At 64.8% G+C, this 23,433-nt stretch carries 23 protein-coding genes; 14 read left to right on the top strand and 9 right to left on the bottom strand.

Translation table 11 applies throughout. From position 1 onward, the window contains the following. Positions 1 to 3: 3 nt before the first annotated feature. The 6 genes from CKO23_RS11740 to CKO23_RS11720 all read left to right on the top strand — a co-directional run bounded on the left by CKO23_RS11740 (position 4) and on the right by CKO23_RS11720 (position 9,055). Positions 4 to 1,398, top strand: a complete 1,395-nt coding sequence (locus tag CKO23_RS11740) for a KGGVGR-motif variant AAA ATPase (RefSeq protein WP_200331282.1) — start codon at positions 4 to 6, stop codon at positions 1,396 to 1,398. Beyond that, complete coding sequence (locus CKO23_RS11735; protein ID WP_200331280.1) at positions 1,388 to 2,854, top strand: hypothetical protein; 1,467 nt, start codon at positions 1,388 to 1,390, stop codon at positions 2,852 to 2,854. The genes CKO23_RS11740 and CKO23_RS11735 overlap by 11 nt, the downstream gene beginning before the upstream one ends. 588 nt (positions 2,855 to 3,442) lie before the next feature. Beyond that, positions 3,443 to 3,796, top strand: coding sequence for a hypothetical protein (locus CKO23_RS25295; protein WP_207168525.1), 354 nt, complete (start codon positions 3,443 to 3,445; stop codon positions 3,794 to 3,796). Between the two features lie 104 nt (positions 3,797 to 3,900). Next, on the top strand, positions 3,901 to 5,187 hold the full coding sequence (locus CKO23_RS11730; RefSeq protein ID WP_200331278.1) for an efflux RND transporter periplasmic adaptor subunit: 1,287 nt from the start codon (positions 3,901 to 3,903) through the stop codon (positions 5,185 to 5,187). Between the two features lie 4 nt (positions 5,188 to 5,191). Continuing rightward, positions 5,192 to 8,542: an efflux RND transporter permease subunit gene (locus tag CKO23_RS11725; protein ID WP_200331276.1), complete on the top strand. Its 3,351-nt coding sequence runs from the start codon at positions 5,192 to 5,194 to the stop codon at positions 8,540 to 8,542. A 144-nt stretch (positions 8,543 to 8,686) separates the two neighbouring features. Further along, positions 8,687 to 9,055, top strand: a complete 369-nt coding sequence (locus CKO23_RS11720; RefSeq protein WP_200331274.1) for a copper-binding protein — start codon at positions 8,687 to 8,689, stop codon at positions 9,053 to 9,055. A gap of 126 nt (positions 9,056 to 9,181) precedes the next feature. Here the strand turns inward: CKO23_RS11720 and CKO23_RS11715 are convergent, their stop codons facing one another. The 4 genes from CKO23_RS11715 to CKO23_RS11700 form a co-directional block, all read right to left on the bottom strand. Continuing rightward, positions 9,182 to 9,631: a CZB domain-containing protein gene (locus CKO23_RS11715; protein ID WP_200331272.1), complete on the bottom strand. Its 450-nt coding sequence runs from the start codon at positions 9,629 to 9,631 to the stop codon at positions 9,182 to 9,184. A 273-nt stretch (positions 9,632 to 9,904) separates the two neighbouring features. Continuing rightward, positions 9,905 to 10,300: a hypothetical protein gene (locus CKO23_RS11710; RefSeq protein WP_200331270.1), complete on the bottom strand. Its 396-nt coding sequence runs from the start codon at positions 10,298 to 10,300 to the stop codon at positions 9,905 to 9,907. After that, positions 10,297 to 10,911 carry a 2OG-Fe(II) oxygenase family protein gene (locus CKO23_RS11705; RefSeq protein ID WP_200331268.1) on the bottom strand — a complete coding sequence of 205 codons (615 nt, stop codon included), beginning with the start codon at positions 10,909 to 10,911 and terminating at the stop codon, positions 10,297 to 10,299. Before CKO23_RS11705 ends, CKO23_RS11710 begins: the two co-directional genes overlap by 4 nt. A 54-nt stretch (positions 10,912 to 10,965) precedes the next feature. Next, positions 10,966 to 12,012, bottom strand: a complete 1,047-nt coding sequence (locus tag CKO23_RS11700; protein ID WP_200331266.1) for an Sfum_1244 family protein — start codon at positions 12,010 to 12,012, stop codon at positions 10,966 to 10,968. A gap of 127 nt (positions 12,013 to 12,139) precedes the next feature. Between CKO23_RS11700 and CKO23_RS11695 the strand changes: the two genes are divergently transcribed. Further along, positions 12,140 to 12,694 (top strand): hypothetical protein, encoded by a 555-nt coding sequence (locus CKO23_RS11695; protein ID WP_200331264.1) that lies wholly within the window; start codon positions 12,140 to 12,142, stop codon positions 12,692 to 12,694. Here the strand turns inward: CKO23_RS11695 and CKO23_RS11690 are convergent. After that, entirely contained in the window at positions 12,673 to 13,629 is a 957-nt protein-coding gene (locus CKO23_RS11690; protein ID WP_346014601.1) for a DMT family transporter, read from the bottom strand. The genes CKO23_RS11695 and CKO23_RS11690 overlap by 22 nt on opposite strands. A 177-nt stretch (positions 13,630 to 13,806) precedes the next feature. On the opposite strand from CKO23_RS11690, the gene CKO23_RS25620 reads away from it, so the two are divergent. The 5 genes from CKO23_RS25620 (at position 13,807) to CKO23_RS26370 (ending at position 16,709) form a co-directional block, all read left to right on the top strand. Further along, positions 13,807 to 14,424: an HPF/RaiA family ribosome-associated protein gene (locus CKO23_RS25620; protein WP_242482380.1), complete on the top strand. Its 618-nt coding sequence runs from the start codon at positions 13,807 to 13,809 to the stop codon at positions 14,422 to 14,424. 168 nt (positions 14,425 to 14,592) lie between these two features. Continuing rightward, complete coding sequence (locus tag CKO23_RS11680; RefSeq protein WP_200331262.1) at positions 14,593 to 15,510, top strand: NAD(P)H-binding protein; 918 nt, start codon at positions 14,593 to 14,595, stop codon at positions 15,508 to 15,510. A 458-nt stretch (positions 15,511 to 15,968) separates the two neighbouring features. Then, positions 15,969 to 16,304, top strand: a complete 336-nt coding sequence (locus CKO23_RS11675) for a type II toxin-antitoxin system RelE/ParE family toxin (RefSeq protein ID WP_164655755.1) — start codon at positions 15,969 to 15,971, stop codon at positions 16,302 to 16,304. After that, complete coding sequence (locus CKO23_RS11670) at positions 16,288 to 16,578, top strand: helix-turn-helix domain-containing protein (protein ID WP_164655756.1); 291 nt, start codon at positions 16,288 to 16,290, stop codon at positions 16,576 to 16,578. Before CKO23_RS11675 ends, CKO23_RS11670 begins: the two co-directional genes overlap by 17 nt. 2 nt (positions 16,579 to 16,580) lie before the next feature. Then, positions 16,581 to 16,709 carry a hypothetical protein gene (locus CKO23_RS26370; RefSeq protein ID WP_274600210.1) on the top strand — a complete coding sequence of 43 codons (129 nt, stop codon included), beginning with the start codon at positions 16,581 to 16,583 and terminating at the stop codon, positions 16,707 to 16,709. A gap of 327 nt (positions 16,710 to 17,036) precedes the next feature. On the opposite strand, the gene CKO23_RS11665 is transcribed toward CKO23_RS26370, so the two are convergent. Both CKO23_RS11665 and CKO23_RS11660 read right to left on the bottom strand, forming a co-directional pair. After that, positions 17,037 to 17,855, bottom strand: coding sequence for a ferritin-like domain-containing protein (locus tag CKO23_RS11665; protein WP_346014600.1), 819 nt, complete (start codon positions 17,853 to 17,855; stop codon positions 17,037 to 17,039). Further along, a complete protein-coding gene (locus CKO23_RS11660; protein WP_200331260.1) occupies positions 17,852 to 19,132 on the bottom strand; it encodes a glycerate kinase type-2 family protein in 1,281 nt (426 codons plus the stop codon). Before CKO23_RS11660 ends, CKO23_RS11665 begins: the two co-directional genes overlap by 4 nt. A gap of 239 nt (positions 19,133 to 19,371) precedes the next feature. Here CKO23_RS11660 and CKO23_RS11655 point away from each other — a divergent pair, with 239 nt between their 5' ends. Next, the gene (locus CKO23_RS11655) at positions 19,372 to 19,626 is read left to right on the top strand and encodes a hypothetical protein (RefSeq protein ID WP_200331258.1); all 255 of its coding nucleotides are present in this window, start codon (positions 19,372 to 19,374) and stop codon (positions 19,624 to 19,626) included. 86 nt (positions 19,627 to 19,712) lie between these two features. Beyond that, positions 19,713 to 21,668 (top strand): choice-of-anchor X domain-containing protein, encoded by a 1,956-nt coding sequence (locus tag CKO23_RS11650; protein ID WP_200331256.1) that lies wholly within the window; start codon positions 19,713 to 19,715, stop codon positions 21,666 to 21,668. 62 nt (positions 21,669 to 21,730) lie between these two features. Here the strand turns inward: CKO23_RS11650 and tsaB are convergent, their stop codons facing one another. Together tsaB and CKO23_RS11640 are read right to left on the bottom strand one after the other, a co-directional pair. Further along, entirely contained in the window at positions 21,731 to 22,408 is a 678-nt protein-coding gene (gene tsaB, locus CKO23_RS11645) for a tRNA (adenosine(37)-N6)-threonylcarbamoyltransferase complex dimerization subunit type 1 TsaB (RefSeq protein WP_200331254.1), read from the bottom strand. 6 nt (positions 22,409 to 22,414) lie between these two features. Continuing rightward, positions 22,415 to 23,263, bottom strand: a complete 849-nt coding sequence (locus tag CKO23_RS11640; protein WP_242482379.1) for a hypothetical protein — start codon at positions 23,261 to 23,263, stop codon at positions 22,415 to 22,417. Positions 23,264 to 23,433 lie beyond the last annotated feature (170 nt).

Below are 23,433 nucleotides of genomic sequence, written 5' to 3'. Positions count from 1 at the left end.
GTCATGACGATCCGCTTCGACGATAGCCTCGCTGCGCTAGCCAGGGTGGTCGCTACAGAGTTGGGAGTTGGTCTGCTCCATTCCGGCGTTGCGCTTCGAGACGCCGTAGGCCGTTTGGCGTTCTTCGCAGCCGATCCGTTAGATTCGGAGGTCGTCGAGCGTGTGTCGCAGTCCATGCGGCAGCGACTTGGCGCTTACGCTCGAGACGATCGTGTGCTCGCCGGACGCGACGACATTGGTGCGAGGCGCATTCTCGACGATCCCAGCAGAGTAACCGTAGATGTCGACGGATGTCGGATCCACCTGCTAGACCGCCGATTGGTTGGCGCCGACTGGCTGCTTGCCCCCGCTGAGCCATCTCCTCCGCCGCCGCGGTTCGTCTTCGCCAGCATCAAGGGCGGTGTCGGACGTTCTACAGCTCTCGCCGTGGTGGCGGCAGACCTCGCCTACAGAGGGCAGCGCGTCCTGGTCATCGATTTGGACCTGGAAGCTCCGGGACTCGGTCCGATGCTATTGGATGATCGAGCGCTCCCCGAATTTGGCACCCTTGATGCGCTTGTTGAAAACGGTCTTTCTGGTCTGGATCACTCATTTCTGAGCGATTTGATTGCTCCCTCTGCGTTAGCGGGTGGACACGGTCGGTTGGACGTTATGCCTGCACTCGGTCGACGTGCTCTGGCTCATCCATCGGACGTGCTGGCGAAGATTGCGCGCGCCTATGCAGAGGATGTCGGTCCGGACGGCCAAGTCATGTCGTTCCGAGGACAGGTAGTGGATCTTATCCAGCGGTTCTCTGACCCTACTAAGTACGACGCAATCTTAGTGGACGCTCGCGCTGGTCTGCACGAGTCCACGGCAGCCTCGTTCCTGGGGCTAGGCGCGGAGGTATTGCTTTTTGGGCTGGATGAGCCGCAGACGTTCCAGGGATTCAAGGCTTTGTTCGCTCACCTGGCGCGTTTCGTGAGCGTAGATGGTCCGTTACCTGAATGGCTGTGGCGCCTGACGATCGTTCAAGGCAAAGCACCATTGGAAAGCGAACGCCGGGATGCTTTTATGGAGCACTGCCGCGATATTGCCGCGGAGGTTGGATTGACGCCCCGTGGGGCCGCTGCATCATCGGACCCACTTCCAGCAGAGCCTTTCGGCGATGTGCCCTGGGACGATTCGATGTCAGACGAACAAGTATTTGCCGACCAGGACAAGGCACTAGTAGCAGCGGTACAGGTACTTGACGACCAGAACTACCGTGGATTCGACCCGTTCACTCGGCGCGATCTCCTTTCGGAAAGGATTTACAGCGCGACATTTGGTTCTTTGTTGGAACTGATCCAGGCTAGTCTGTCGGCGGATACGGCTCCAAGCGTGGTACATGATACGGAGTCCCCTGATGCGGTCTGAGAGCGAGGACTATCGTTGCATTCGTGCCGCCATCGCACAGATTCCCGGCGATCTTTCCAACGACGCAGTCGGTGTCCATGTCGCGGGCCTTGATGACATTTACGCACCGGAGACCCATGCCGCAGCATTAGATCCGAACACGCCGATCGTCCTTGGCGCCCGAGGCAGTGGAAAGAGCTTCTGGGCCGGTGTGCTCGGTCGCGACGAGACGCGCGCCGCCGCGGTCAGCGCCTATCCGAGACTTGGTTTGGACAAAGTCACGGCTCAGTTCGGCTATACAGGAATCGGAGGCCCTGACGGTATTTCTGCAGAGCAGATCGATGCCGCGTTGCCTGCCGAGGCAAGCATCGAAGACGCGAAAGCGTTCTGGTGGGCTAGCGTGATCAGCGCCGTTACACGCTCCGCTGGAGAATCCGCGGCAAAACCGAAGGATTTTGTACTGCAGGCACAGGACTGGGAGCAACGCGAAGCGTTGTTGAATCGTCACGACAATCGGCTGCGTGGCGAAGGCATAACCCTCCTCATTATCTACGACGCCTTGGATACTGTTGCCCGGACCTGGGCTCGTCGCCGTCTCCTCACCGAGGCGCTTCTTGAGGTCGTCTGGGCTTTGAGGGCTTACCGAACGTTGCGGCCGAAGCTGTTTATCCGTCCGGACCAGGTGGACGATGACGCCCTACGTTTTGTCGAGTTGCCAAAGATGCGCACCGGTGCGGTTCGATTGACATGGTCGGCGACGGATCTGTATGGCTTGTTCTTCGCAAGAATTGCGCTTGCGCCAGATCCTAACGCTGCCTCTGCGTTCGAGCGGATCCTCAGTAGCGAGGGTTTGCGCAGCGCAGACAGACAAACAATCCTGACGCGCCACTGGTCTTTAGCTCGAGACCCGTCGGATCAACAGCGGGCCATGACTCGGCTGGCGGGACAATACATGGGCAAGGGAAGTTATGGCTACAAGAAAGGAAATACCTACCGTTGGCCGATTGCGCACCTGGCCGATGCGTACCAGGAAGTCACCCCCAGAAGCTTCCTCGGCATGATGACCTCCGCGGCAAAACACGGTATGCCACCTGATGACCGATCCATCACTGCAGAGGGAATTCGCCATGGTCTGCGCGCTGCTTCCAAGACTCGCGTCGACCAATTGCACCAAGAGTTCCCCTGGATTAAGGGTGTCTTGGCGCCCCTCGCCGGTTTATTGCTACCTCAGCCGGAACAGGAGGTCTACAACGTTTGGGAGCGGACTGGAACAGTGACGACACTCAAGGCGGACGCAGCGACGACCGGCTACTTGCCCCCTTTCCCAGACGTCGAGGCAGCAGGTGCAGCAGAACTCTTTACGGCACTAGAACGCATCGGCGTCATGTTCAGGCGAAAAGATAGTCGGCTCGATATGCCTGATCTTTTTCGCGTCGCCGCGCGTTTGCTGAAGAAGGGCGGCGTAGCGCCGTTGTAAGAGCAACGTGTTCGATTCGGCGATCCGGAGTTGTTCTGAAGGTACTGAGTTGGCCGCCCGCAGTTCCCGACTGGATACGTAGAGCCGAAATAATGTCGGCGCGCACGCGATGTCTCGGAGGACGTGTCCAGATTCAAACATTCATACTACGGCACCTGCGCGGCTTACCGCTTTTGTGGCCTTTCCGCACACTCATAGGCAGCACCGTCGGTGACAGCAAACCGCGCCGAAGAATCGCTGGGCTCTGTGCCGCAGGTGGCGGCTCTTGGCCGACTCCGGGCGCTGAGGTCCGACGCCGGTGACCGTTGATGGGGCGCAGTAGTCACCGCGCCAAGCAGGTCGAGTGAGAACTCCCCATGTGATGCCGTCGCAGAGGCTTCAAGGCCGGGCGGCCGGTTCTGGCCGGCTGCTGCCACAACGAAGGCCCAAGACGGGCATCGTCGAGGCTCACAAGCCTCGACAACGGCGGTGGCGGACGCTGGCGGGGCTAGCGGGAGCCATTCTGAGAAAAATTCGCGCAATAGCGTGACAGACAACACTCCTGCCTCTTGACTTGCGCACCTTTCCGCCCGCCCACATAGTCCGGCCATGACGATCCAGCGGCGCCCGTCGACCACCCTCCTGGTACTCTGTCTGCTTGTGCTACAGGCGCAGGTCTGGGCGTCTGCCGAGCTGGGCTGCCGGCACGCGGCTGGGCTCAACGGCCAGTCAACGGCGCCATGCCATCAGCACCACGCGAGCCGCTCGACTCCCGAGCCGGTGCATCCCAAGCGCTTCGATTGCCACAAGTGCGCCCTGCATTGCCTGGTCACTATCGCCGTTCCCCTGGTATCTCCACCCGTGATCCCCCAGCGATCTGACTCACAAGCCCTGGTGGCCGGCGCGGGACTCCATTTCTACCACTTCGTCCCCGCGCTCCCCGAGCGACCCCCACGCGCCTGACGTCCTTGCGAACGACGCCCTTGATCGCGGCCGCGTGCGGCGGTCATCCTTGACGCTCGCCCGTGCCGCGACAGTATGGCGGCGCGGCTCCGTGGGAGACGCTCATGTCGATACCCCTAATCCCCCGTCCCGGTGCGGGCCTTGCCTGGGCGGCTGCCCTCGTGCTGATCGGTGCGGCCCTGACCGGTTGCGACAAGCCGACGCCTCAAGACGGCGAAATCGCTGACAGCACTCTCCAGACTTCCGCTCGGGAGACGGCACTGGAGCACGCCGCCAAGCACCTCGATCCCACCTATGTCTGTCCCATGCATCCGAATATCGTGCAGGACCACCCCGGGACCTGTCCCATCTGCGGCATGGACCTGGTCGAGAAGCGGATCACCCCGAAGCCCGCGTCGCCAAAGGCCGACGCCCACCCCGAGGTCGCGCTCAGTGGCGCGATCGTGCAGAGCCTGGGCGTACGCACCGCCAAGGTCGGGCGCGGGAGTCTGAGCCGGGAGGTGCGAACCGTCGGCCGGGTCGCCTACGACGAGACCCGTCTCGCCCACGTCCACCCCCGCGCGGCGGGCTGGATCGAGGGATTGAGCCTGCGCGCCGAGGGCGAGCCGGTCACCAAGGGTCAGACGCTCGCCGACGTCTATGCCCCGGACATCCTCTCCGCGCAGGTGGATTTTCTGATCGCACTCGACCGACGGGAGACGGGCGCGCCCAGGGTTGATCCTGACAAGGCGCGCAATCTCCTACGGCTCCTGGACGTGCCCGAAGCGGTGATTCGCGACATCGAGAAGACCCGAGACACCCGCAACACCATCCCGGTGCTCGCCCCGATGGACGGCATCGTCACCCGGATGATGGCCCGCGAGGGCATGTACGTCACCCCATCGAGCGAGATGTTCACCATCGCCGCCCTGACCGACGTATGGGTCATGGTCGACGTCTTCGAGCATCAGCTCGCCTGGGTGGCGCCCGGCCTGCCGGCCGAGATGCAGGTGCCGGCCTATCCCGGTCGCACCTGGAAGGGCAAGGTCGACTACCTCTACCCGGATCTGGACCCCAAGACCCGCACCCTGCGCGTGCGCCTGGTCTTCCCCAATCCGCGGCGCGCGCTCAAGCCCAACATGTTCGCCGAGGTGGTGATCGCGGGTCGTCCCAAGCAGGACGCGCTCAAGATCCCGCGCGATGCCCTGATCGTCACTGGCGAGCGCGAGAGCGTGGTCAAGGCGCTCGGCGGCGGGCGCTTCCAGCCGGTCGACGTGGTGACCGGGATGGAGGCCGACGGTTGGATCGAGGTCCTTTCGGGGCTCGCGGCGGGGGATGCGATCGTCGTCTCCGGGCAGTTCCTGATCGACTCCGAGTCGAGCCTTCAGGCCAGCTTCCGGCGGATGCGGTGAGCCCATGGACACGATCATCGACTGGTCGATCCGCAACCGCTTCCTGGTCCTGCTCGCCACCCTGGTCCTGACGCTGTGGGGAATCCTGGCGGTCAAACAGACCCCCTTGGACGCCATCCCGGACCTCTCGGACGTGCAGGTCATCATCCGCACCAGCTTCCCCGGCCAATCGCCACGGGTGGTCGAGGATCAGGTCACCTATCCCATCACCACCACCATGCTGGCGGTGCCGGGGGCTCGGACGGTGCGCGGCTATTCCTTCTTCGGCGACTCCTACGTCTACGTCATCTTCAAGGACGGCACGGACCTCTACTGGGCGCGCTCGCGGGTGCTGGAATACCTGAGCCAGGCGGCCTCGCGCCTGCCCGCGGACGTGAGCCCGAGGCTGGGACCGGACGCCACCGGCGTCGGCTGGGTGTTCAGCTATGCCCTGGTCGACCGTGGCGGCGGGCACGACCTGGCCCAGCTGCGCAGTCTCCAGGACTGGTTCCTCAAGTTCGAGCTGCAGACCGTTCCGGGCGTCGCGGAGGTCGCCTCGGTCGGCGGCATGGTGCGCCAGTACCAGGTGGTGGCCGATCCTTCGAGGCTGCGCGCCTACGGCATCCCCCTGGCCAAGCTCTCCAGCGCCATCCGCAACGCCAACCAGGAGGTCGGCGGATCGGTCGTGGAGCTGGCGGAGGCCGAGTACATGATCCGCAGCCGTGGCTATCTCCGCTCGGTCGCCGATATCGAGACCATCCCGGTCGCGGTGACGCCAGAGGGCACGCCGATCCTGCTGCGCGACCTGGCGCGGGTCCAGATCGGCCCGGAGATGCGCCGTGCGGTCGCGGATCTGGACGGCGAGGGCGAGGTCGCGGGCGGCATCGTCGTGATGCGCTACGGGGAGAACGCGCTCAGCACCATCGCGGCGGTCAAGACCAGGCTGGACCAGCTCGCCCAGGGGTTGCCCGAGGGTGTGGAGATCGTCCCGACCTATGACCGCTCGGCGCTCATCCTGCGGGCGGTGGACAACCTCAAGGGCAAGCTGCTGGAGGAATTCGCCGTCGTCGCCCTGGTGTGCCTGCTCTTCCTCTTCCACCTTCGCTCCGCCTTCGTCGCCATCGTCAGTCTGCCGCTCGGGATCCTGGCCGCCTTCATCGTCATGCAGCACCAGGGGATCAACGCCAACATCATGTCGCTGGGTGGGATCGCCATCGCCATTGGGGCCATGGTGGACGCCGCCATCGTCATGATCGAGAACGCCCACAAGCACCTGGAGCGCTATCGCCACACCCAAGGCGAGACCCCACGCGGCGAGGCACACTGGCGCGTCATCGCCCAGGCTGCGACCGAGGTGGGGCCGGCGCTCTTCTTCTCGTTGCTCATCATCACCCTGAGTTTCCTGCCCGTCTTCGCCCTGGAGGCGCAGGAAGGGCGGCTGTTCGCGCCGCTCGCCTTCACCAAGACCTATGCCATGGCCGCCGCGGCCGGGCTGTCGGTCACCCTGGTGCCGGTGCTCATGGGCTATTTCATCCGTGGGCGCATCCCGAGCGAGGAGAAGAATCCCCTGAGCCGGGCGCTGATCTGGGTCTACCGCCCGCTGCTGCGCGGCGTGCTGGCGGCGCCGCGCACGACCATCCTGGCGTCGCTGGCCATCGTGCTCAGTCTGCTGGTGCCGCTGTACGGTGTCGGCGGTCTGCTCGCGCCCCTGAAGTGGCCCTTCCAGGCGGTCGATCTGGTGCGCGAAGGCACGGCGACGGCGAGCGTCCTGGACCGCATCGATGGCTGGCAAGGGGATCTGACGGACAGCTGGCGTCGCCTGACGGGAGGCGTCCCCTGGCTCCAGCGGCTGGGCGCGGGGCTCGGCTCCGAGTTCATGCCCGAGCTCGACGAGGGCGACTTGCTGTACATGCCGACGACCTTGCCGGGGCTCTCTATCGGCAAGGCGCAAGAGCTCCTGCAGCAGACCGACCGGATGATCGCCTCGGTTCCCGAGGTCACGCGGGTCTTCGGCAAGATCGGTCGGGCCGACACGGCCACGGATCCGGCGCCCCTGACCATGATCGAGACGGTCATCCAGCTCAAGCCGCGCGATGACTGGCGGCCCGGCTTGACGCTGGAAGGGCTGATTGATGAGCTGGACGCGAAACTGGATATCCCCGGCGTGACCAACGCCTGGGTGATGCCGATCAAGACCCGCATCGACATGCTCGCCACCGGCATCAAGACCCCGGTCGGGATCAAGGTGGCGGGGCCGGATCTCAAGGAGATCGAGCGCATCGGCCAGGCAATCGAGCGCGTGGTGCGGGAGGTTCCGGGCACCGCCTCGGCCTTCTCCGAGCGGGTCGCCGGCGGACGCTATATCGAGATCCGCCCGGATCGCGTCGCGGCGGCGCGGGTCGGGCTCAACATCTCGGACATCAACGCTGTGGTCGCGGCGGCGGTGGGGGGCGTCAACGTCACCCAGACCGTCGAGGGGCTGGAACGCTACCCGGTCAATCTGCGCTTCCCGCGCGAGGAGCGCGATGACGTGCAGAAGCTCCGCGCGTTGCCGATCGTGACGCCGACCGGCGCTCAGGTCGCGCTGGATCAGATCGCCGTGGTCGAGATCGTCGACGGCCCGCCCATGCTCAAGAGCGAGAACGCGCGGCTGAACGGCTGGACCTTCGTCGACATCCGCGGTGTGGATGTGGGGAGCTATGTCGCCGCCGCCCAGGCACGGGTCCGCGAGCAGGTCCGGCTCCCGCCGGGCTATTCCATCACCTGGTCGGGTCAGTACGAATACATGCTGCGGGTCAAGGAGCGGCTGATCCAGGTCGTCCCCTTCACGCTGATCATCATCTTCGTGCTGCTCTATCTGGTGTTCCGCCAGCTCGGCCAGGTGTGGCTGGTCATGCTCTCGCTGCCCTTCGCCCTGGTGGGCGGCTTCTGGCTGATCGCGCTCCTGGGCTATCACCTCTCGGTCGCGGTTGCGGTCGGTTTCATTGCCCTGGCCGGGGTGGCGACCGAGTTCGGGGTCATCATGCTGGTCTACCTGGACAACGCGCTCAAGGAGCGGCGCGAGCGACGGGCGCTACGTGACCTGGGCGACCTCAAGGCCGCCATCATGGAAGGCGCGGTGCTGCGGGTGCGGCCAAAGGCGATGACGGTGGCGGTGATCATCGCCGGTCTGCTGCCGATCATGGTCGGCCATGGGACGGGCTCCGAGGTCATGCGCCGCATCGCCGCGCCCATGGTTGGCGGGATGCTGACCGCGCCGCTGCTCAGCCTCTTCGTCATCCCGGCCATCTATCTGGTGTGGCGGCGGCGAGAGCTGGAGCCGCGATCGGCCCCCAGCGCGGAACCGAGTGCCGAACCGGCCGGCGACAGCGGCTAGCCTGTGCCGGGCATTTAGAGCGATGCGACCCGATGCCGGAGCGCTTGCCGTTGAGCCTTCCTGTCCGGGCCGCATCTCATCGCCAGGGTCCTGCCTCAAGGCAGGGCGTCAATCCGTCGAACGACACCACGAACGAGGATCCGCATGAAGAAGCTGACTCTACTCACGGCGGTACTGGCCGCCAGCGCGGCATGCAGCTTTCAGACCCAGGTGCTGGCCATGGAGCACGACCAGATGATGGGGCATGGCGGCAAGGGCGCCATGGCGCAGGGCCAAGCGACCGAGGCCACCCATGGGACGGGGGTGATCAATTCCGTGGATGCCGAGGGCGGCTCCGTCAACATCACGCATGAGCCGATTCCGGCACTGAGCTGGCCGGCCATGACCATGGACCTTCCGGTCACGGATGCGGTCGATCTGAGCGGCGTCAGCGCGGGCGACAGGGTCGACTTCGCCATTATCCTCGGGAGCGACAACGTCTATCGGATCACCGAGCTGAAGCGGCCGGATTGAGGCGCGGACTCGCCCATAGCCGGCGCGAGCGCTCGCGCAAGTCCGCAAGCCTTGCCTGGAGGGGCGGCGTTTGCACCCTGATTCGACTGGCCGTGGCCCCGTTTTTCGGGGTCCGGCATGGCTGCTCTAGAAGAGCCCCTGCAACTCCTGTTCGGACATCTCCATGAGGTGCTGCTCCAGCAGGGCGATGGCTTCGAGGAGTCTCCTGGAAGCCGATAGCATCTCTTGCATCAACGCCTTGGCCTCGTCCTGCTGTCGCTTGCCGAGATGGCCCTTGGGGGTGAAGACCTTGGCGAGGAGGGGACGATTGCGCGGTGCGGAGAGGATGTCGAAGACCTGGGCGTAGAGGCCGTGAAGGGCTTCGTGAGGCGCCTCGATCGCGGCATAGGCGCTGAGTGAGGCGAGACCATGTCCGCGGCCGTAGTACCACTGGCCGAATTCACAGTGTCTGTGTGAGACGGGAACATGGTCCTTCCCGGCGGCGAGTCCGGCAATGAGCGCCAGTGCGTCGGAGAGCCACTGCGTATGCGCCGTCTTGGCGGTTCGGAGCTGGTCCAGGATGTCTTCTCGTGTCATGGATGCACCCTTCTTCTGTGTCACGTGGAGATGGGACGGGCCGACAGCGCCCGGCTGGCCTCGGTGGATCGCAATCACAGCCCGCGAACACTTGCGCTCTGAAGGCGGGCGGTTCGGTTGCCCGGCGCTTCGACTGCAGGGTAGCCGATTCGCAAGCGGATCAGGGGCACTTGGAGTCGGCTATCGCCGCCTCGGAGCGACAGACGCGGCATCCTTGCGCAAGGGCACGATGTCGCGTTCCGGTCTCGATACCGACGCCTGCGCGGCGGGCAGTCATGCAAGGGCGCGCCGCAGCGCCAATTCGACCTGCTGGGCGTCAACCGGGAAGGGGATCGCCGCGAAGATGGGGAAGCGCTCGGCGAGCCCCGCGAACTTCTGCTGATGCTCGGTCTGGTAGAAGCAGATCACCTTGACGCGAGGGTGCCTCTGCAAACCGGCCATGAGTGTCTCCAAGTTGCTCGTCCTGTCCCGAAAATCGGACTGGAAGTTGTATTCGGCAACGATGATGTCCGGAATCTGGCGCTTGAGCGCGGCTTGTGCCCTGCGCTGCGAGCCGACCACCTCCACCTCGAAGCCGAGCGACCGATAGAGCGGCGTCAGATTCGGATAGCCGCCCAGCTCGACGATGGCGAGCAGGCGGGGCGGCTCGGCGGTGTGCGCCGTGGTCACGCGAAGACCACCCAGGTGGTTGCAATGTACTTGTTGCCTTCTTGGACGACGACGGCGCGGTGTTCGTGCGTCCAGAAGGGCGGGAAGAGCACCAGCTTGCCGGCCTCGGGTCGCACGCTGACGCCTTGATGCAGGAACTCCGTCTCGCCGCCGGGTCCCGTAACGTCGTTCAGATACCAGAGCGCGACCAGCTGGCGCTGACTCAGCTCATGGCTGCCGCTGTCGATGTGCCAGTGGTAATACTCGCCCGGCTGGTAGCGCTGGACCTGATAGCCTTCGTCCTTGAAGGGGCCTTTGAAGTAGGGGAAGGCCTCGCGGAATTCCTTGATGGCCGCCGCCAGGGATCGGAAGAACATCTCATCGACATCCTTCCAGTCCGGTTTGTTGCTGACGACCAGGTCCGTCGTGCGCTTGATGCCGGGATTCTCCGTGCGCAGCTGCCCGATGCGTCCGGCGTATTGGTGCTCGGGATGGGCCTCGAAGCGCTCGATGACGGCCGCGCAGAAGGCCGGTGGCAAGGCAAGCGGGCGCGCGAAGATGAAGCTGCCGGCTTTGACTTCCTGAATGGTGGTCAGTGAGCTCGTGTTCAGTGAACTCGGGGCTGGATTCATGACACTGTTCATGCCTGATGCGGGAGCGCGGATAGGGTGTGTGCCATTCTCCCTTTAGAGCCGTGCGGTGTCGACCAACCCGCGAATGGCCTCGGCGGCCTCTTCGCCATGCCGGCGATGCAGGTCCAGCATGCCGGATGCGACCTCTTGCCAATGGTCTCTTCCGCATGCCGAAAGCGCGGCGAGCCCGGTCGTGTCGTGGTTCTCCAGCCACTGCTCGTAGGTGCGCCGCAGGCTCGGGAAGATCTCCTTGCGCATGCTGGTCAACTGACCAACGAAGAAATGCAGGGAGGCGGTCTCCTGCGACTCGGCGAGCGCGGGAAGCGTCACCAGACAGTCGGCGAGGTGGTCCCGCACGGCGCGCGCCATGATCTCGGCGGGCGTGCGGCTGAGATCCATCAGCATGGCGTTCCAGGCCTCGCCCAGGTGCTCTCCGGCCAGCTGCTCGCCTTGCTCGTGCAGCAGCAGTGTGCGGATCTCGTGGTCGGTCATGGCGTCCAGGGAGGCGTCCAGGGCGTGCTCGAAGTCGTAGCAGGCGAAGGCGCGGCCCAGTGCATTGTCGGGGCGACTCCAGCGCCAGCTTTCCAGCTTCTCCCAGAGCAGGCGCCGCAGCGACTCGCGGCGCACGAAGATGCTCTGGCCGAGGGTCATCGCCGGCGGCGCCGTGAGGTCGCGGGCATATTCCTTGGCGAGGATGAAGACGGTGCAGCCCGCGCTGTCTTGCCGTCGCTCCAGGTCGCCCAGGACGAAGTGCGGTTTGGCCTGCCTGCCGAGCCCGCCGCTATACGCCAGGCCGTGCGCGCCGAGCTGCCCATTGATGGCGTCGGCGTCGAAGGGGTCGTAGGATTGGCCGCGGATCTCGATGGGGCGCAGCGGCGCCTGCTCCAGCGTCTCCCAGAGCTGCTCGCGTGCCTGCAGCCAGTCGCCGACCTGCTGGCGCTCGAGTGGCGCGCCAAAGGGCAGGCGTCTCTCCCAGCGGAAATACTCGCGCATTTTCATGAGATAGACGCAGAGCGAGTCGTCGGCGCCATGGCGGGCATCCGAGATGTCGCAGTTGTATTGCACCGTCTCGGCCAGATCAGTGAGGGTTGCGTCCAACATCGAGGAACCTCGCGCCTTCGTGGTCGGATCCGCGGATCGTCCGACGATTTTTTGGTATTCAACCCGAGCAGCGCGGTCGTAGGCGGTGAAGCGACGACGCGCGGCTGCTCGCCGCTTGGAGGATAGTGTGGCCTTACGAATCAAAAGCCATTGGAAGGATGAGGATCGGGAGCGATCGCTCCCGGACATCGCCAGCGCCCTGGCGTACATCGCCTGGCGCATCGCGATGGAAAAGGCGATCAATCTGCATTGCCAGCGCTTCGTCTATCGCGATGACGCGCAGCGTCTCGCCGTGATCCAGGAATACCTGGTGTTTCTCATCCAGGTCGCCGACCGGCTCTCCCACGGCGATCTGGACGACCAGGACCGTCGGGTGCTCATCACCGAGCTGGCGAAGAACGTCTTCGCCCATGTCCAGGACAACAGCCAGGATCTGCTCGGTCCGGGCGACTACGGCAGTCCCTTCATCGCCCTGCTCAACGGGCGTTCGGGCGAGTATGCCGAGTATCAGCTGGCCGACGACGGACCCAGCTACGCCTTTCTGCGCCACCTGGGGTACGAGATCCAGACCCTGATGGGCGACAAGGAGGAGAACCGCTGGGTCATCGATCAGGTCATGGACAAGGACGGGTGGGATGCCTACAAGGCGTTCTCCAAGGCCTACCGCGACCTCTTCGAGTGACGTCCATCCGTTCGCGGCGGCGGCCTTTGGGCGCTGCGCTGCCGCAACCGCTCCAGCTGGGTGACGAGGATGCCGCCCAGGATGAGGGCGAGGGCGTAGAGGTGGTTCGGCTCGGGCCGCTCGCCGAGGAAGAGGATGCCGCTACCCACGGCCCACAGCGGGATGAGGTAGTTCAGCTGGGCGACGAAGGACGGCCCCGCGCTCTTGACCAGCTTGAAGTAGAGGATGGCGGCGAGCGCGGTCGAAAAGACGCCGAGCGCGCCCACGGCCATGAGCTGCGGCGCGGCAACGCTCGAGAACGCCGGCGGATGGGCGTCGCTCAAGGCCGTTGGGACCATGACCAGCGTGGCGAGCGAGATGGTCGCCGCGGACGTGAAGAGCGCGTCACTCTGGGGTCGCAGCCGGGCGAGGATGGATGAGACCGCATAGCTGAATGCCCCGCCCAGGACGGCCAGCATCGGCAGCAGCTGGTTGTCGCCATTGACCAGCTCGAGCCAGGCCGAGGGTCCCATGAGCGTCACCACGCCGGCAAAGCCGCAGGCGAATCCGCCGGCGCGATAGCGGGTGATGCGCTCCCCTGGAATGAAGACGTGCGCGAGCCCTAGCGTGGCGAGCGGCATGACCGCCATCAGAATACCCGCGACCCCGCTAGCGATGTAGCGCTGGCCCCAGGAGACAAGCGAGAAGGGCAGGGCATAGCCGAAGATGGCGATCAGGATCAGGAAGCCCCAGAGCTTGACCGTGGCGACGGGCCGCCGCGCCACTAGCAGTGCCGTGGGGATCAGCAGCAGGCAGGCGACGCAGAGTCGGCCCGCGACGACGAGATCGGCCGGGAGTCCCTGGACCGCGACCTTGGTGAGGGTAAAGGCCGAGCCCCAGAGGACAGCCAGCGCGAGCAACGCGCCCCACTCGGCGAGACCGTGCCGATGGGTCACGCGGGCTCGCGTCCGGGATGGATGGCCGCCGTGTTGGCGGATCGACAGCTTGGGCACCAATGGATCGAGCGGGGCTTGCGCCCGCGCAGCGCCCAGCGCGGCCGCGGCCCCGCCCTCTGGGCGCGTCGCCTGATGTCGTCGGATGTCTGTCTGTGGAGCGTCATGGCTGAGAGGCGGATGAGACTGAATTTCACCGATCGATGCGCCGGAATGCCAACCGCCGCACGGGAAGGATCAGGTGGTCTTGCATTTCCGTCGCTCGGGCGCCATGATCCGTTCACCGCCGCACGTCTCGCATTGCGCCCCCTCCGCTTCCAGAGACACCTCTGCGACGAAGTCAATTCATCGAGGCGATCAGCCCTCGTCAGATTCCACCCGGTGCTCGCGGCGCGCAAAGAATACGAGCCTTCACCGGGTGCTTGGAGAATATCAAATATGGTCCTAAAGATAGGCGGCGACACGCTTGCGCTGGATGCCGACATCCGTCGTCAGATCGAGTCGGAAGCAAAGAAGCTCGCGGATCGTTTCCCGGGCGAGCGCATGGATGCACAGGTCACCGTTCAGGAGGAATTCGATCAACTTCACGGCCACAGAATTCGGTGCGAGCTGAGCGCCAAGCTGGCCTCCGGTCATCAGGTCGTGGTTCGCGACGCACGCAAAATTCCTGCTGAAGTCATCGCCGAGGTCTTCGCCTCCGCTCGACGCAACGTTCGGCGCCTGCGTCGGCATAACGTCCTCGCCCTGACCCCTGCATCCCAGCCGGTTGCCCATGCCGCTCAAGCCGCAGGTCGCTGAAGTCCGGGTTGCGCTCGTCGCGCCTCGAGATCCGCTGAATCCCGCCCGCTCTCGTCCATCCCGCCGTGCATGCCGTCACCGAGCTTCGTGCCTTGATGCGGCTTGACTGACGCCGTTCGGCACCAAACTCTACCCCGACTCTGTACTCATCGCTTAAGGAGATCCCTCATGAAGGTCGCGATCATTGGCGGTACTGGATTCGTCGGCTCACACATCACGCGCCACTTGGTGGCGGCTGGGCATGTCCCGCGGCTCCTCGTCAGACCGGGGAGCGAGCACAAGGTTGCGGCTCCCGACATCTGCGAGCTGGTTCACGGGGAGGTCGCGGATCCAGCGGCCATCGAGAACTGTCTGACCGGCGCGGATGCGGTCATCTACCTCATCGGCATCCTGCGGGAGAGCCCGGCGCGCGGAGTGACTTTCGAGGCGCTCCAGCACCAGGGCGTGCTCGATACCATCGCGGCGGCGCAGTCGACGGGTGTGGAGCGCTTTCTGCTCATGAGCGCGAACGGTATCCGCGAGGATGGCACCCCCTATCAGCGCACCAAGTACCAGGCTGAGATGGCCCTCAAGGCTTCCGGGCTGCGCTGGACCATCTTCAGGCCGTCGGTCGTCTTCGGTGACTCGGAGGGCCGCATGGAGTTTTGCTCCCAGCTCAAGAAAGACATCATCGACAGCCCCATCCCCGCGCCGCTCTTCTACGAAGGGATCCTGCCGACCAATGCCGGAGCCTTCGAGCTGGCACCCGTCAGCGTGTCCGATGTGGCCGACGCCTTCGTGCTTGCGCTGACCGAGCCGCGCACCGAGTCGCAGACTTACAGCCTCTGCGGTCCCGAGCGGCTGAGCTGGAAGGCGATTCTCACGACCATTGCCGCCGCCTCAGGTAAGACCAAGCTGATGCTGCCGGCGCCCGCCATGGCCATCAAGGCGACCGCTGCCGTCTTCGACCGCTTCGCCTGGTTCCCCATCTCGCGCGATCAGATCCAGATGCTGATGGAAGGCAATGTCTGCTCGGAGAACGACAGCTTCGCGCGTCTTGGTCTGACGCCCGTCCATTTCGGTGTGGACCAGCTGACCTATCTCTGACTGAGCGACCTTCCCTAGCCGCGTGATTCTTTGGCCGGGCGATCCCATGCCCGGCTGTTGTTTCCAAAACGATTTCGTCGCGAATTTCTAAGATTCGCCCGCCTCGCCACCGGCGATGTTGCCAGCATTGCCACACCGCCTCAGAGGTAAGCGAGAACATCGGGATCGACCCAATCCGGTCACTGAGGCGAGCCAGCCCAGTGACTCTTGCGTCCCAATTCCGGACACGGGAGCTTCGTCGGCTGGAGTCCTCAGTCGCCGAGATAGCGGACGTTGGCTCGTGTCTCGAGCTCCATAGCCTGTCCCTGGAACCTCGCCGCAAGAAGTGGAAGAGCCAGGACGGCTATCCGACGCTGGCTCATGACGGGCTCACGCTGTTGGAGGTGGCCTTCCCCTAGATCGAGATCAGCAAACCCTTTACGGCGCAAAGCACTAACATATTTGTTATCATTATCGGCGTGAGCTACAGCATCATCTACTACAGCGAGGCCGTCCAGACGGCGATCACGGCGTTGCCCGACACCTTGGCTGCACGCTATATCGTCCTGACTCGGCGCATGCTGGATTTTGGTCCGAATCTGGGCGAGCCACATACCAAGGCATTCGGTAACGGTTTGTTCGAGCTACGCCTGAAAGGCGGCGATGGGATCGGGCGTGTCTTCTTCTGCACGCAGGTCGGACAGCGAATCGTGATGCTGCACTGCTTTGTGAAGAAGACCAACAAGACACCCGTGCGCGAACGGCGTCTCGCCGAAGCGCGGATGAAGGAGATCCACCATGCAGACCCACGATAAACTGATCGAGACGCTGATGCAGCGTCCCGGTGTGCAAGCCGAGGTCGAGCGCCTGGAGCGGGAGGAATTCGCCCTGCTCGACCTGTTACTGAAGGCGCGTCACGAGGCGGGACTTTCCCAGGCTCAGGTCGCCGAGCGCATGGGGACCCACGCGCCCGCGGTTGCGCGCTTGGAGCGGGCGCTGGCGACGGGCAAGCACTCGCCGTCCGTTGCCACCTTGCGCAAATATGCCCGCGCTTGCGGCAAGAATCTTTTCGTGGATCTCAGGGACTAGCCATGGCCAAGCAAGCCCGCAAGACAAGAGCCGAGGAAACCGCGGAATTGGTCACCGACGCCGTCGGCGCTGGACGGAAGCTGAAGCTTCCCTCGGTCGATTTCTCGGACCCCGACTGCCCCAAGACCTGACTTGAGATCGACTTTCCGGTCCTTTCCATCAACCTGCAGGCAGGAGCCCTGTTCGTGCTCACTGAGCCACCTCATTGAGCGTCCGCTCTCCGAGCTTTTCTTGCCGGTCAACGTCAAGGGCCATCTGCCCGCTTCCCGCGTGATCCCGTCGCAGAGACTCCAAGGCCGGGCGGCCGGTTCGCCGGCTAACGAAGGCCCAAGACAGGCATCGTCGTGGCTCACAAGCCTCGGCAACAGCGGTGGCGGACGCTGGCAGGTCTAGAGGGGATTATTCCGAGAAAAATTCGCGGAATAACGTGACCGACAACCCGACAACCGACAACACCCCTATCGCTGACACCGCTGCTGCAGGCCTTCGAGTTCGGCCGCGTCGAAGCCGGCGCGGCGGCGGTCGGCGAGGTTCAGCGGGCAGCGGATCTCACCTGTCATGTAGGTGTCGAGTAGTGCGAAATAGTGGCTGCTCGGCTCCTCGTCGCGTGCTTGGCAGAGGCTGCGAAACCAGCGTGAGCCCGCGGCCACGTGGCCGACCTCCTCGCGAAGGATGACGCCCAGCCGGCTCGCGGTCTCGGCATCGCCCGCGGACGCGAAACGCTCGATCATGCCCGGTGTGACGTCCAAGCCCCGCGCCTCCAGCACGCGCGGCACCAGGGCCATGCGAATCAAGGGGTCGTGCGCCGTGCGTTGGGCCATCTCCCAGAGGCCGTTGTGTGCCGGGAAGTCTCCGTAGTCGTGTCCGAGATCCCGCAGTCGCTCGCACATGAGGCCGAAGTGTTCGGCTTCCTCGGCGGCGATCTGTACCCAATCCGCGTAGAAGGCGACCGGCATGTCGCGGAAGCGCTGGACCGCGTCCCAGGCCAGGTTGATGGCGTTGAATTCGATGTGGGCGACGGCGTGGATCATGGCCGCGCGTCCCTCGCGGGTGCTGAGCTTGCGGCTCAGGAGTTGGCGAGGCGGGACGAGCTCCAGGCCTGCCGGGCGACCGGCTGTGTCGGTCACGGGATCGGCGTCGGCGGCGTCGAGCGAGAGGTGTCCAGCCCGCCAATCGGCGGCCGCTTGATCGGTCAGCGCCATCTTGCGGATGGGGTCGCTTTCGCTCAGGCAGCGCGCGGCGGCGGAAAACAGGTGTGCGGTTGGCGAGTTGTTCACGTCTTCAATCCCAGGATGAGGTCCATCACATTGGTTCCCGTCGGCCCAGTGCGGATGAGGTCGCCGCTGGCTTCGAGGAGGGTGCCGGCGTCGGCGCGCGCCAAGTGCGCGCTCGCATCGCATCCGGCGAGTTGGGCGCGCTCAAGGCTGTGTCCGTCGACCAGGGCGCCTGCATCCTCCGTCGGGCCATCGGTGCCATCGGTGCCGAGGCTGAGCAGCAGACAATCCGCGTGACCGGCGATCTCGATCGCGGCCGCAAGCGCGAGGTGCTGGTTGCGCCCGCCACGACCGGGCGAGGCGGGCAGGCGCAGCGTCGTCTCGCCGCCCCAGATGTGCAGCCCCGGCGCGCTCCCCATGAGTGCTTGGGCGAGCGCTCGGCCAAGGTCCGCCGCATCGCCCGTGATCGTCTCTTCATGCAGCCAGACATTCAGCCCGCGTCGCTTTGCCGCGACGGCCACGGCCGACTTGGCCTTGGCGAGCGTGGCGATCAGTTCGATCTCGGGTCCGACGGGTGGCAGTGTGCCACGCGTGCGCAAGCCGCGTGAGACCCACGCGGCGGCCCAGTCGGGAAGCGCGAGCGGTCCCACCCGGTCGTGCAGGTCCGGCTCAGGGACGAGGAGGCCGGAGCCGATGACCGCGATGCGATCGTCCGGGACATCGGAGATCGCCAGCGCCCGCACCGGTCGTGCCCCGATCACAGGCAGGAGGCCGCCCGCCTTGAGCCGCGACACCGACTTGCGGACCCGATTCATATCCTCAATCGGCAGCCCGCTGGCGAGAAGCCACTGGTTCAGCCGCGCGAGCTCCGGGAGGCCGATGCCCTCGACCGGGCACTCCAAGAGGCTGGAAGCGCCGCCCGAGATCAGAATGAGCAGGGTCGTCTCCGGGGGCGTCCGATCGATTGCCGTGCGGAGCCTCTGCCCCGCGATCAGGCTGCCCTCGTCCGGGATGGGGTGTCCGCCGATGAGCGTCTCGATTCCGAGCGCGCCGAGTCGGCGCTCGTCCGCATGGCCGGCCTTGGTGATGACCAGTCCACCCCTCGGCCGCTCGCCCAAGGCATCCCAGGCACCCAAGGCCATGGCCTCGGCCGCCTTGCCAACCGCGCAGATCCAGGTCGAACCCTGAATCGGGCGAGCCTCCAGTGCCTCCCGGGTCGATCGGCGTCCGTCGACCGCAGCCAGCCCCGCGCCCAGTAACGCGAGGAGGTGCTGGCGAGCGTCCAGCGTGGCGTCGCCGCCGCGGGGGTCTCGGGGTGGGGTGTCGATGCTCTGGGTCATGGCTCGATCCGAGGTGTCGCCTGTGTCGCAATGCGCCTTGGGTTGGCGCGGCGAGGCGCCCGCCCTGCGCGGTTGATCGATGTCAATGAAGGGTCTTCGCGTCAGAGATCAAGCTACACTGATGTGTGAGGTCGGCTCGACGAAGCTGCGTCGTCCTCGCACAAGTCACCACTCCCGAACGCCTTCCGCTAGAAGAAGGCATCCATGGGCTGCCCCTGAGCCCGAAAAAGAGACCACGTATGAATCTCTGTCCAAAGTGCAGCCGTTCGCGCTGGCCTTTCGTGATGATCTTCGCCATCACCAGCATCATAGCCTTCATCACCTGGCTGGTCCTGGGTCTCTCCATGGTGGAGCCGCTGCCGCGCGTTGCGGTGGCCATCGCGGTCTTCCTTGGAGTTGGCGCGACACTCCTGCACTATGTCCTGAGCTGTCTGCGGCGGCACTGCCGTCACGAAGAGCATGTCGAATCGACCAGGGATCATGCGTTCCGATAGACCCGCTCCGCGTTGAGGCTGGCGACGCCCTGGTGAGCCATCAACTACACTTGATGTAGCGGAATCCTGGTGACAGGAGGTGTCTCGTGAGCGTCCTCTCTGATGGAGATCCACGGCGGCGCGCCTTCCTTCGCTCCTCGATCGTGATCGCCGTTCTCTGCGCTGGGCTCGTCGATCTGGCTCAGGCTGCCGGCGATCCCTCGCCGATCGAGTTTCGCGAGGATCTCGTGAAGATCCTCGACCGCGCCGACGTCGCCTGGGACGGGTCGGCGATCGATGAGCATGACTTTGCGAGCGTTCAGTCGAACGCCGACGGATCGCACGTCCTCTTCAACGTGCTCTGCGAATGGTGCTCGGCTGGCACGGGGCCGAAGAATCGCATCTTTCTTGCCACGGATCGAGGTGCTCAGGTCGAGGAGATCTCGGACCTTCTCTATCCGCCGGATATCGTCAGCACCTGGTGGGGTTGGGGCAGTCTCAGACTCAATGACGACGCCTCCTTGGTCGTCCTGCGCGCTCAGCTCCAGTCCGGGGAGCATCATTGGCTCGTCTACGAGACCGCGAGCGGTCAGGTCGGGGATGCGACCCAGAATCCCTTCCGCAACCTCTCCGCGACCCTCGATGACCTGGGGGCACGCCTCTATTTCACGCCCTATGACGCGGGCTGGGACGAGACGCTGCAGCGCCGTCGCATGGGGCTGTTCTTCGCGGATCTCGGCGCCGGGCGCCAGCAATATCTCGACATCGTCGATCTGCCCTGCAGTCTCGCGGACTGTGCGAACACCACCAGCGCCGTGAATCTGCTCAACCTGGTTGGCAGCTCGGCGACCAGCGATCATGTCTTCTTCGCCTGGAATGATGCCTGGGGCGCAAGCGACAATTGGGCGCTCTATCGCGGCGGACCGGGTCATCCGGTCGAGCCACTGGGCAGTCTCCAACACAACTGGGTCGAGCGTGACCTGAACCCGCGTGGTTTCTGCTCGGCGGACGGCCGACGCGCACTCTATGAATATATCCACCGCGCGGGCGATCCGGTGACCCTGTCCGTCGTCGATATGGCATCCGGCAGCGAGCTTCCGCTTGCCTGGAACAGGAGCTTCAGCGGCTTCGATCCGATCATGAGCCGCGATGGTCGCTACGTTCTCGTCTCCGGGCCGTCGGGCGATCTGGGCGGTTATCTCTACCGTACCCTCTTCGATCTCGAGCACCTGTTCGATCTCCAACAGCTCAGCCAACGCGATACGGGGTCTGCTCGGCTTCCCAGCGCTGCCGTGGCCGTGAGCAATCTCACGGCCGACGCCCAGCACTACTTCCTGGCGTATGCCGATTCACTCTACCGGGTCGATCTGATGCCTGCTGTCGCCTCTGTCGCGCCGCGTGTCACGCAGATCCGTTGGAGCGCCCGATCCCTGCTCGATGACCCGGATGCACGCATTGGTGTGGAGGTCGTTCTGAGCGACGATCAGGGCGTGGCCAGTATCGACCGGGTCATCATGTTGCCGCTGATCGAGGGTCGCGAGTCGCCTGATTGGGGCATGGGGCGCGGGCCGCTTGCCTATCCCGGCGGCGTGCCTGGCGGCGATGTCGGCTATGAGGTGTTGTTCGATGACGGCACGCATGGCGATACCACGCCAGGGGATGGCGTTTTCACCTTCTATGCGATTGCGACCCGTCAGTCGGGTAGAGAGGACGGTTGGAACGCCTGGTTCCTGCAGGTCGATCTTCCCGCCTATCTGGGCGCGCGCTTCGTGGCCCTGGACGATGAGGGTCACTACAGCATCACCGACAGTCGTCTGTTGATCACCGACGCTGCCTGTGTGCTGGGGCCGCTGGCGGTCGCTACTCCGGTGACCTCGGGGGTCGGGCATGTCCGCTCGGCAACGGGCCTCTACACCCAGGGCGTCGTCGCCGTGGAGCCAGAGGCCGAGGCCTTGTTCGAGGCGGGCACCTTCATCCGGCTCTCACGGGGATTTCATGTGAAGCCTGGGGCTGTCTTCCGGGCGGTGGTGGATGCAGGCGTCTGTGCCGAGCTGAGGCTCTGAGGTCCAGCGCGCCGTCTTCCGCTGAGCGGGTGCGCTTGAGCCCGCGCTCCGGTGGCAGTTCGTCACTTGGCGTAGGTAACGCGATCCCTCAGATACACGGGCAGCGCGTTCGCGGCGGACACCTGCTCGCCCCTGGCCAGCAAGCCTGCGCCAATGGCTGCAACATCCCTGGCCTCGCAGCGTGCCGCGGGCCGTGTCTCAGAGAGGGCGTCACCCAACACCGCCTTGAGAGCATCCGCGTAGGCGTCCCAACCCGGTCCCGCGCCTGTCCATTCGGCCCCGGTCGGCGGAGGCACGCGCTCGGGCGGGCAGACGCATTCCTTGCCCTGAAGCGCGGCGAGATCGTCTTCCCCGACCAGGTAACAGCCCCAATAGACCTCGTCCATGCGGGCGTCGAGCGCGGTGAGCAGGCGCCGCTGCCCCTCTTGCCGGAATTGCCCTTGGGCCATGGCGGCGAGTGTGGAGACGGGAACGACGGGCAGATCGGCCGCGAAGGCCGCCCCCTGGATGACCGAGGTGGCGATCCGCACGCCGGTGAAGGAGCCGGGTCCTCTGCCGAAGGCGAGGGCATCCAGGTCCCGCAGCCGCAGGTCAGCGCCCGTCAGCAGGCCCTGCATCATGGTCAGTATGAGTTCGCCATGGCGGCGTGGGGCGTGCTCGATCCTCTGCTGGATGTCGGCGTCGATCCAGAGTGCCGCCGAGCAGGCGTCGCCCGAGGTGTCGATAGCGAGCAGTTTCATGCCGGACTAGGCGGACATCGCCAGGCTGAGGCTCTGATCCGCGAAGGAGCCGCGACCAAAGATATCTTCGATTTCATGGATATAGGGGTAGGGTGGCTGTAGTACCCAGCCGCGGAAGGGGGTTTCCAGGATGCCCTCGATCTGTCGTGGTGGTGCATCCTCCGCAACCTCGACCAGGATGAGCCTGAGCCTGCCGAGCATCTTGTGTGGATCCTCGAGCCTGGTCTGCACGGCCCAAGCTTCCAAACCCTCCATGAAATACTCGCTGTGCAAGATGGATTCCTTGGTCTTCGCCGCGAAGCCGAGCAGCAACAGCAGCTTGTACTCGACCATGGGGTCGAAATCGCCGATCGAGGTAAGACGCGCGTCTTGATTCCAGGCATTCCCCTGCGTGCGCGCCGTTAGCGCGAGGTAGAGCTCGTGCAGATCCCGCCAGGTGCCAGCGGGCATGGACGTTTTCCAGAGCGCGGCGTAGCGGACCTGGCGGTTGGCGAAGCGGAAGACATTGCGGACTGCCCAATGGCGCTTGCGCAGCTGGCGGGCGCTGGGGAGCGGATTCTCGTGATCGAATTGGCGCATCGCCTGGATCAGGTTGACGAACATCAGCCGGTTCAGGCGCTGCTCAAGCGTGACGCCGCCGGGGCGATCATGCTCGTCGCCATCGCCGTAGTAGGGTTTGGGCAGGCCGGCGCAGGTCTTGAGAATGGGAACCTTGAGGGCCGCGAGGATGGACAGGCGCCTGTTGGCACTGAGCTCTGCCTTGCGAAGATTCTCCAATGCCATCAGCAGCGCCGGGCCGGATTGCCTGACGCCAGCCGACTTGAGTCCGACGACCCAGTCCTTCAGTTTCTCCAAATTGCCATCGAAGCGAGGTCTCGTACACTCCCGCATCGCCAATGGGGAAGGTAACGAGGGTGCATCGAAGCTCAACATTGACGCAGCCTCCAGTATGCTCGCGCAACCGTATTCCGGCGCAACTGTCTATCTCACGCAGCTATATGTCTCGCGCAACGGTCTCTCGCGCA

Origin of the sequence: Thiocystis violacea, from assembly GCF_016583565.1 — a bacterium.
Lineage (GTDB): Bacteria > Pseudomonadota > Gammaproteobacteria > Chromatiales > Chromatiaceae > Thiorhodococcus > Thiorhodococcus violaceus_A.
This window is presented reverse-complemented; position numbering and strand designations above follow the sequence as displayed.

Excerpts from the sequence above, each read along its gene's own strand:
- CKO23_RS11660 (WP_200331260.1), bottom strand. The coding sequence starts at position 19,132 with ATGACCCAGAGCATCGACACCCCACCCCGAGACCCCCGCGGCGGCGAC.
- CKO23_RS11700 (WP_200331266.1), bottom strand. The coding sequence starts at position 12,012 with ATGTTGGACGCAACCCTCACTGATCTGGCCGAGACGGTGCAATACAAC.
- CKO23_RS11740 (WP_200331282.1), top strand. The coding sequence starts at position 4 with ATGACGATCCGCTTCGACGATAGCCTCGCTGCGCTAGCCAGGGTGGTC.
- CKO23_RS11655 (WP_200331258.1), top strand. The coding sequence starts at position 19,372 with ATGAATCTCTGTCCAAAGTGCAGCCGTTCGCGCTGGCCTTTCGTGATG.
- CKO23_RS11725 (WP_200331276.1), top strand. The coding sequence starts at position 5,192 with ATGGACACGATCATCGACTGGTCGATCCGCAACCGCTTCCTGGTCCTG.
- CKO23_RS11680 (WP_200331262.1), top strand. The coding sequence starts at position 14,593 with ATGAAGGTCGCGATCATTGGCGGTACTGGATTCGTCGGCTCACACATC.
- CKO23_RS26370 (WP_274600210.1), top strand. The coding sequence starts at position 16,581 with ATGGCCAAGCAAGCCCGCAAGACAAGAGCCGAGGAAACCGCGGAATTG.
- CKO23_RS11735 (WP_200331280.1), top strand. The coding sequence starts at position 1,388 with ATGCGGTCTGAGAGCGAGGACTATCGTTGCATTCGTGCCGCCATCGCA.
- CKO23_RS25295 (WP_207168525.1), top strand. The coding sequence starts at position 3,443 with ATGACGATCCAGCGGCGCCCGTCGACCACCCTCCTGGTACTCTGTCTG.
- CKO23_RS25620 (WP_242482380.1), top strand. The coding sequence starts at position 13,807 with ATGAGACTGAATTTCACCGATCGATGCGCCGGAATGCCAACCGCCGCA.
- CKO23_RS11715 (WP_200331272.1), bottom strand. The coding sequence starts at position 9,631 with ATGACACGAGAAGACATCCTGGACCAGCTCCGAACCGCCAAGACGGCG.
- CKO23_RS11720 (WP_200331274.1), top strand. The coding sequence starts at position 8,687 with ATGAAGAAGCTGACTCTACTCACGGCGGTACTGGCCGCCAGCGCGGCA.
- CKO23_RS11730 (WP_200331278.1), top strand. The coding sequence starts at position 3,901 with ATGTCGATACCCCTAATCCCCCGTCCCGGTGCGGGCCTTGCCTGGGCG.
- CKO23_RS11670 (WP_164655756.1), top strand. The coding sequence starts at position 16,288 with ATGCAGACCCACGATAAACTGATCGAGACGCTGATGCAGCGTCCCGGT.
- CKO23_RS11705 (WP_200331268.1), bottom strand. The coding sequence starts at position 10,911 with ATGAATCCAGCCCCGAGTTCACTGAACACGAGCTCACTGACCACCATT.
- tsaB (WP_200331254.1), bottom strand. The coding sequence starts at position 22,408 with ATGAAACTGCTCGCTATCGACACCTCGGGCGACGCCTGCTCGGCGGCA.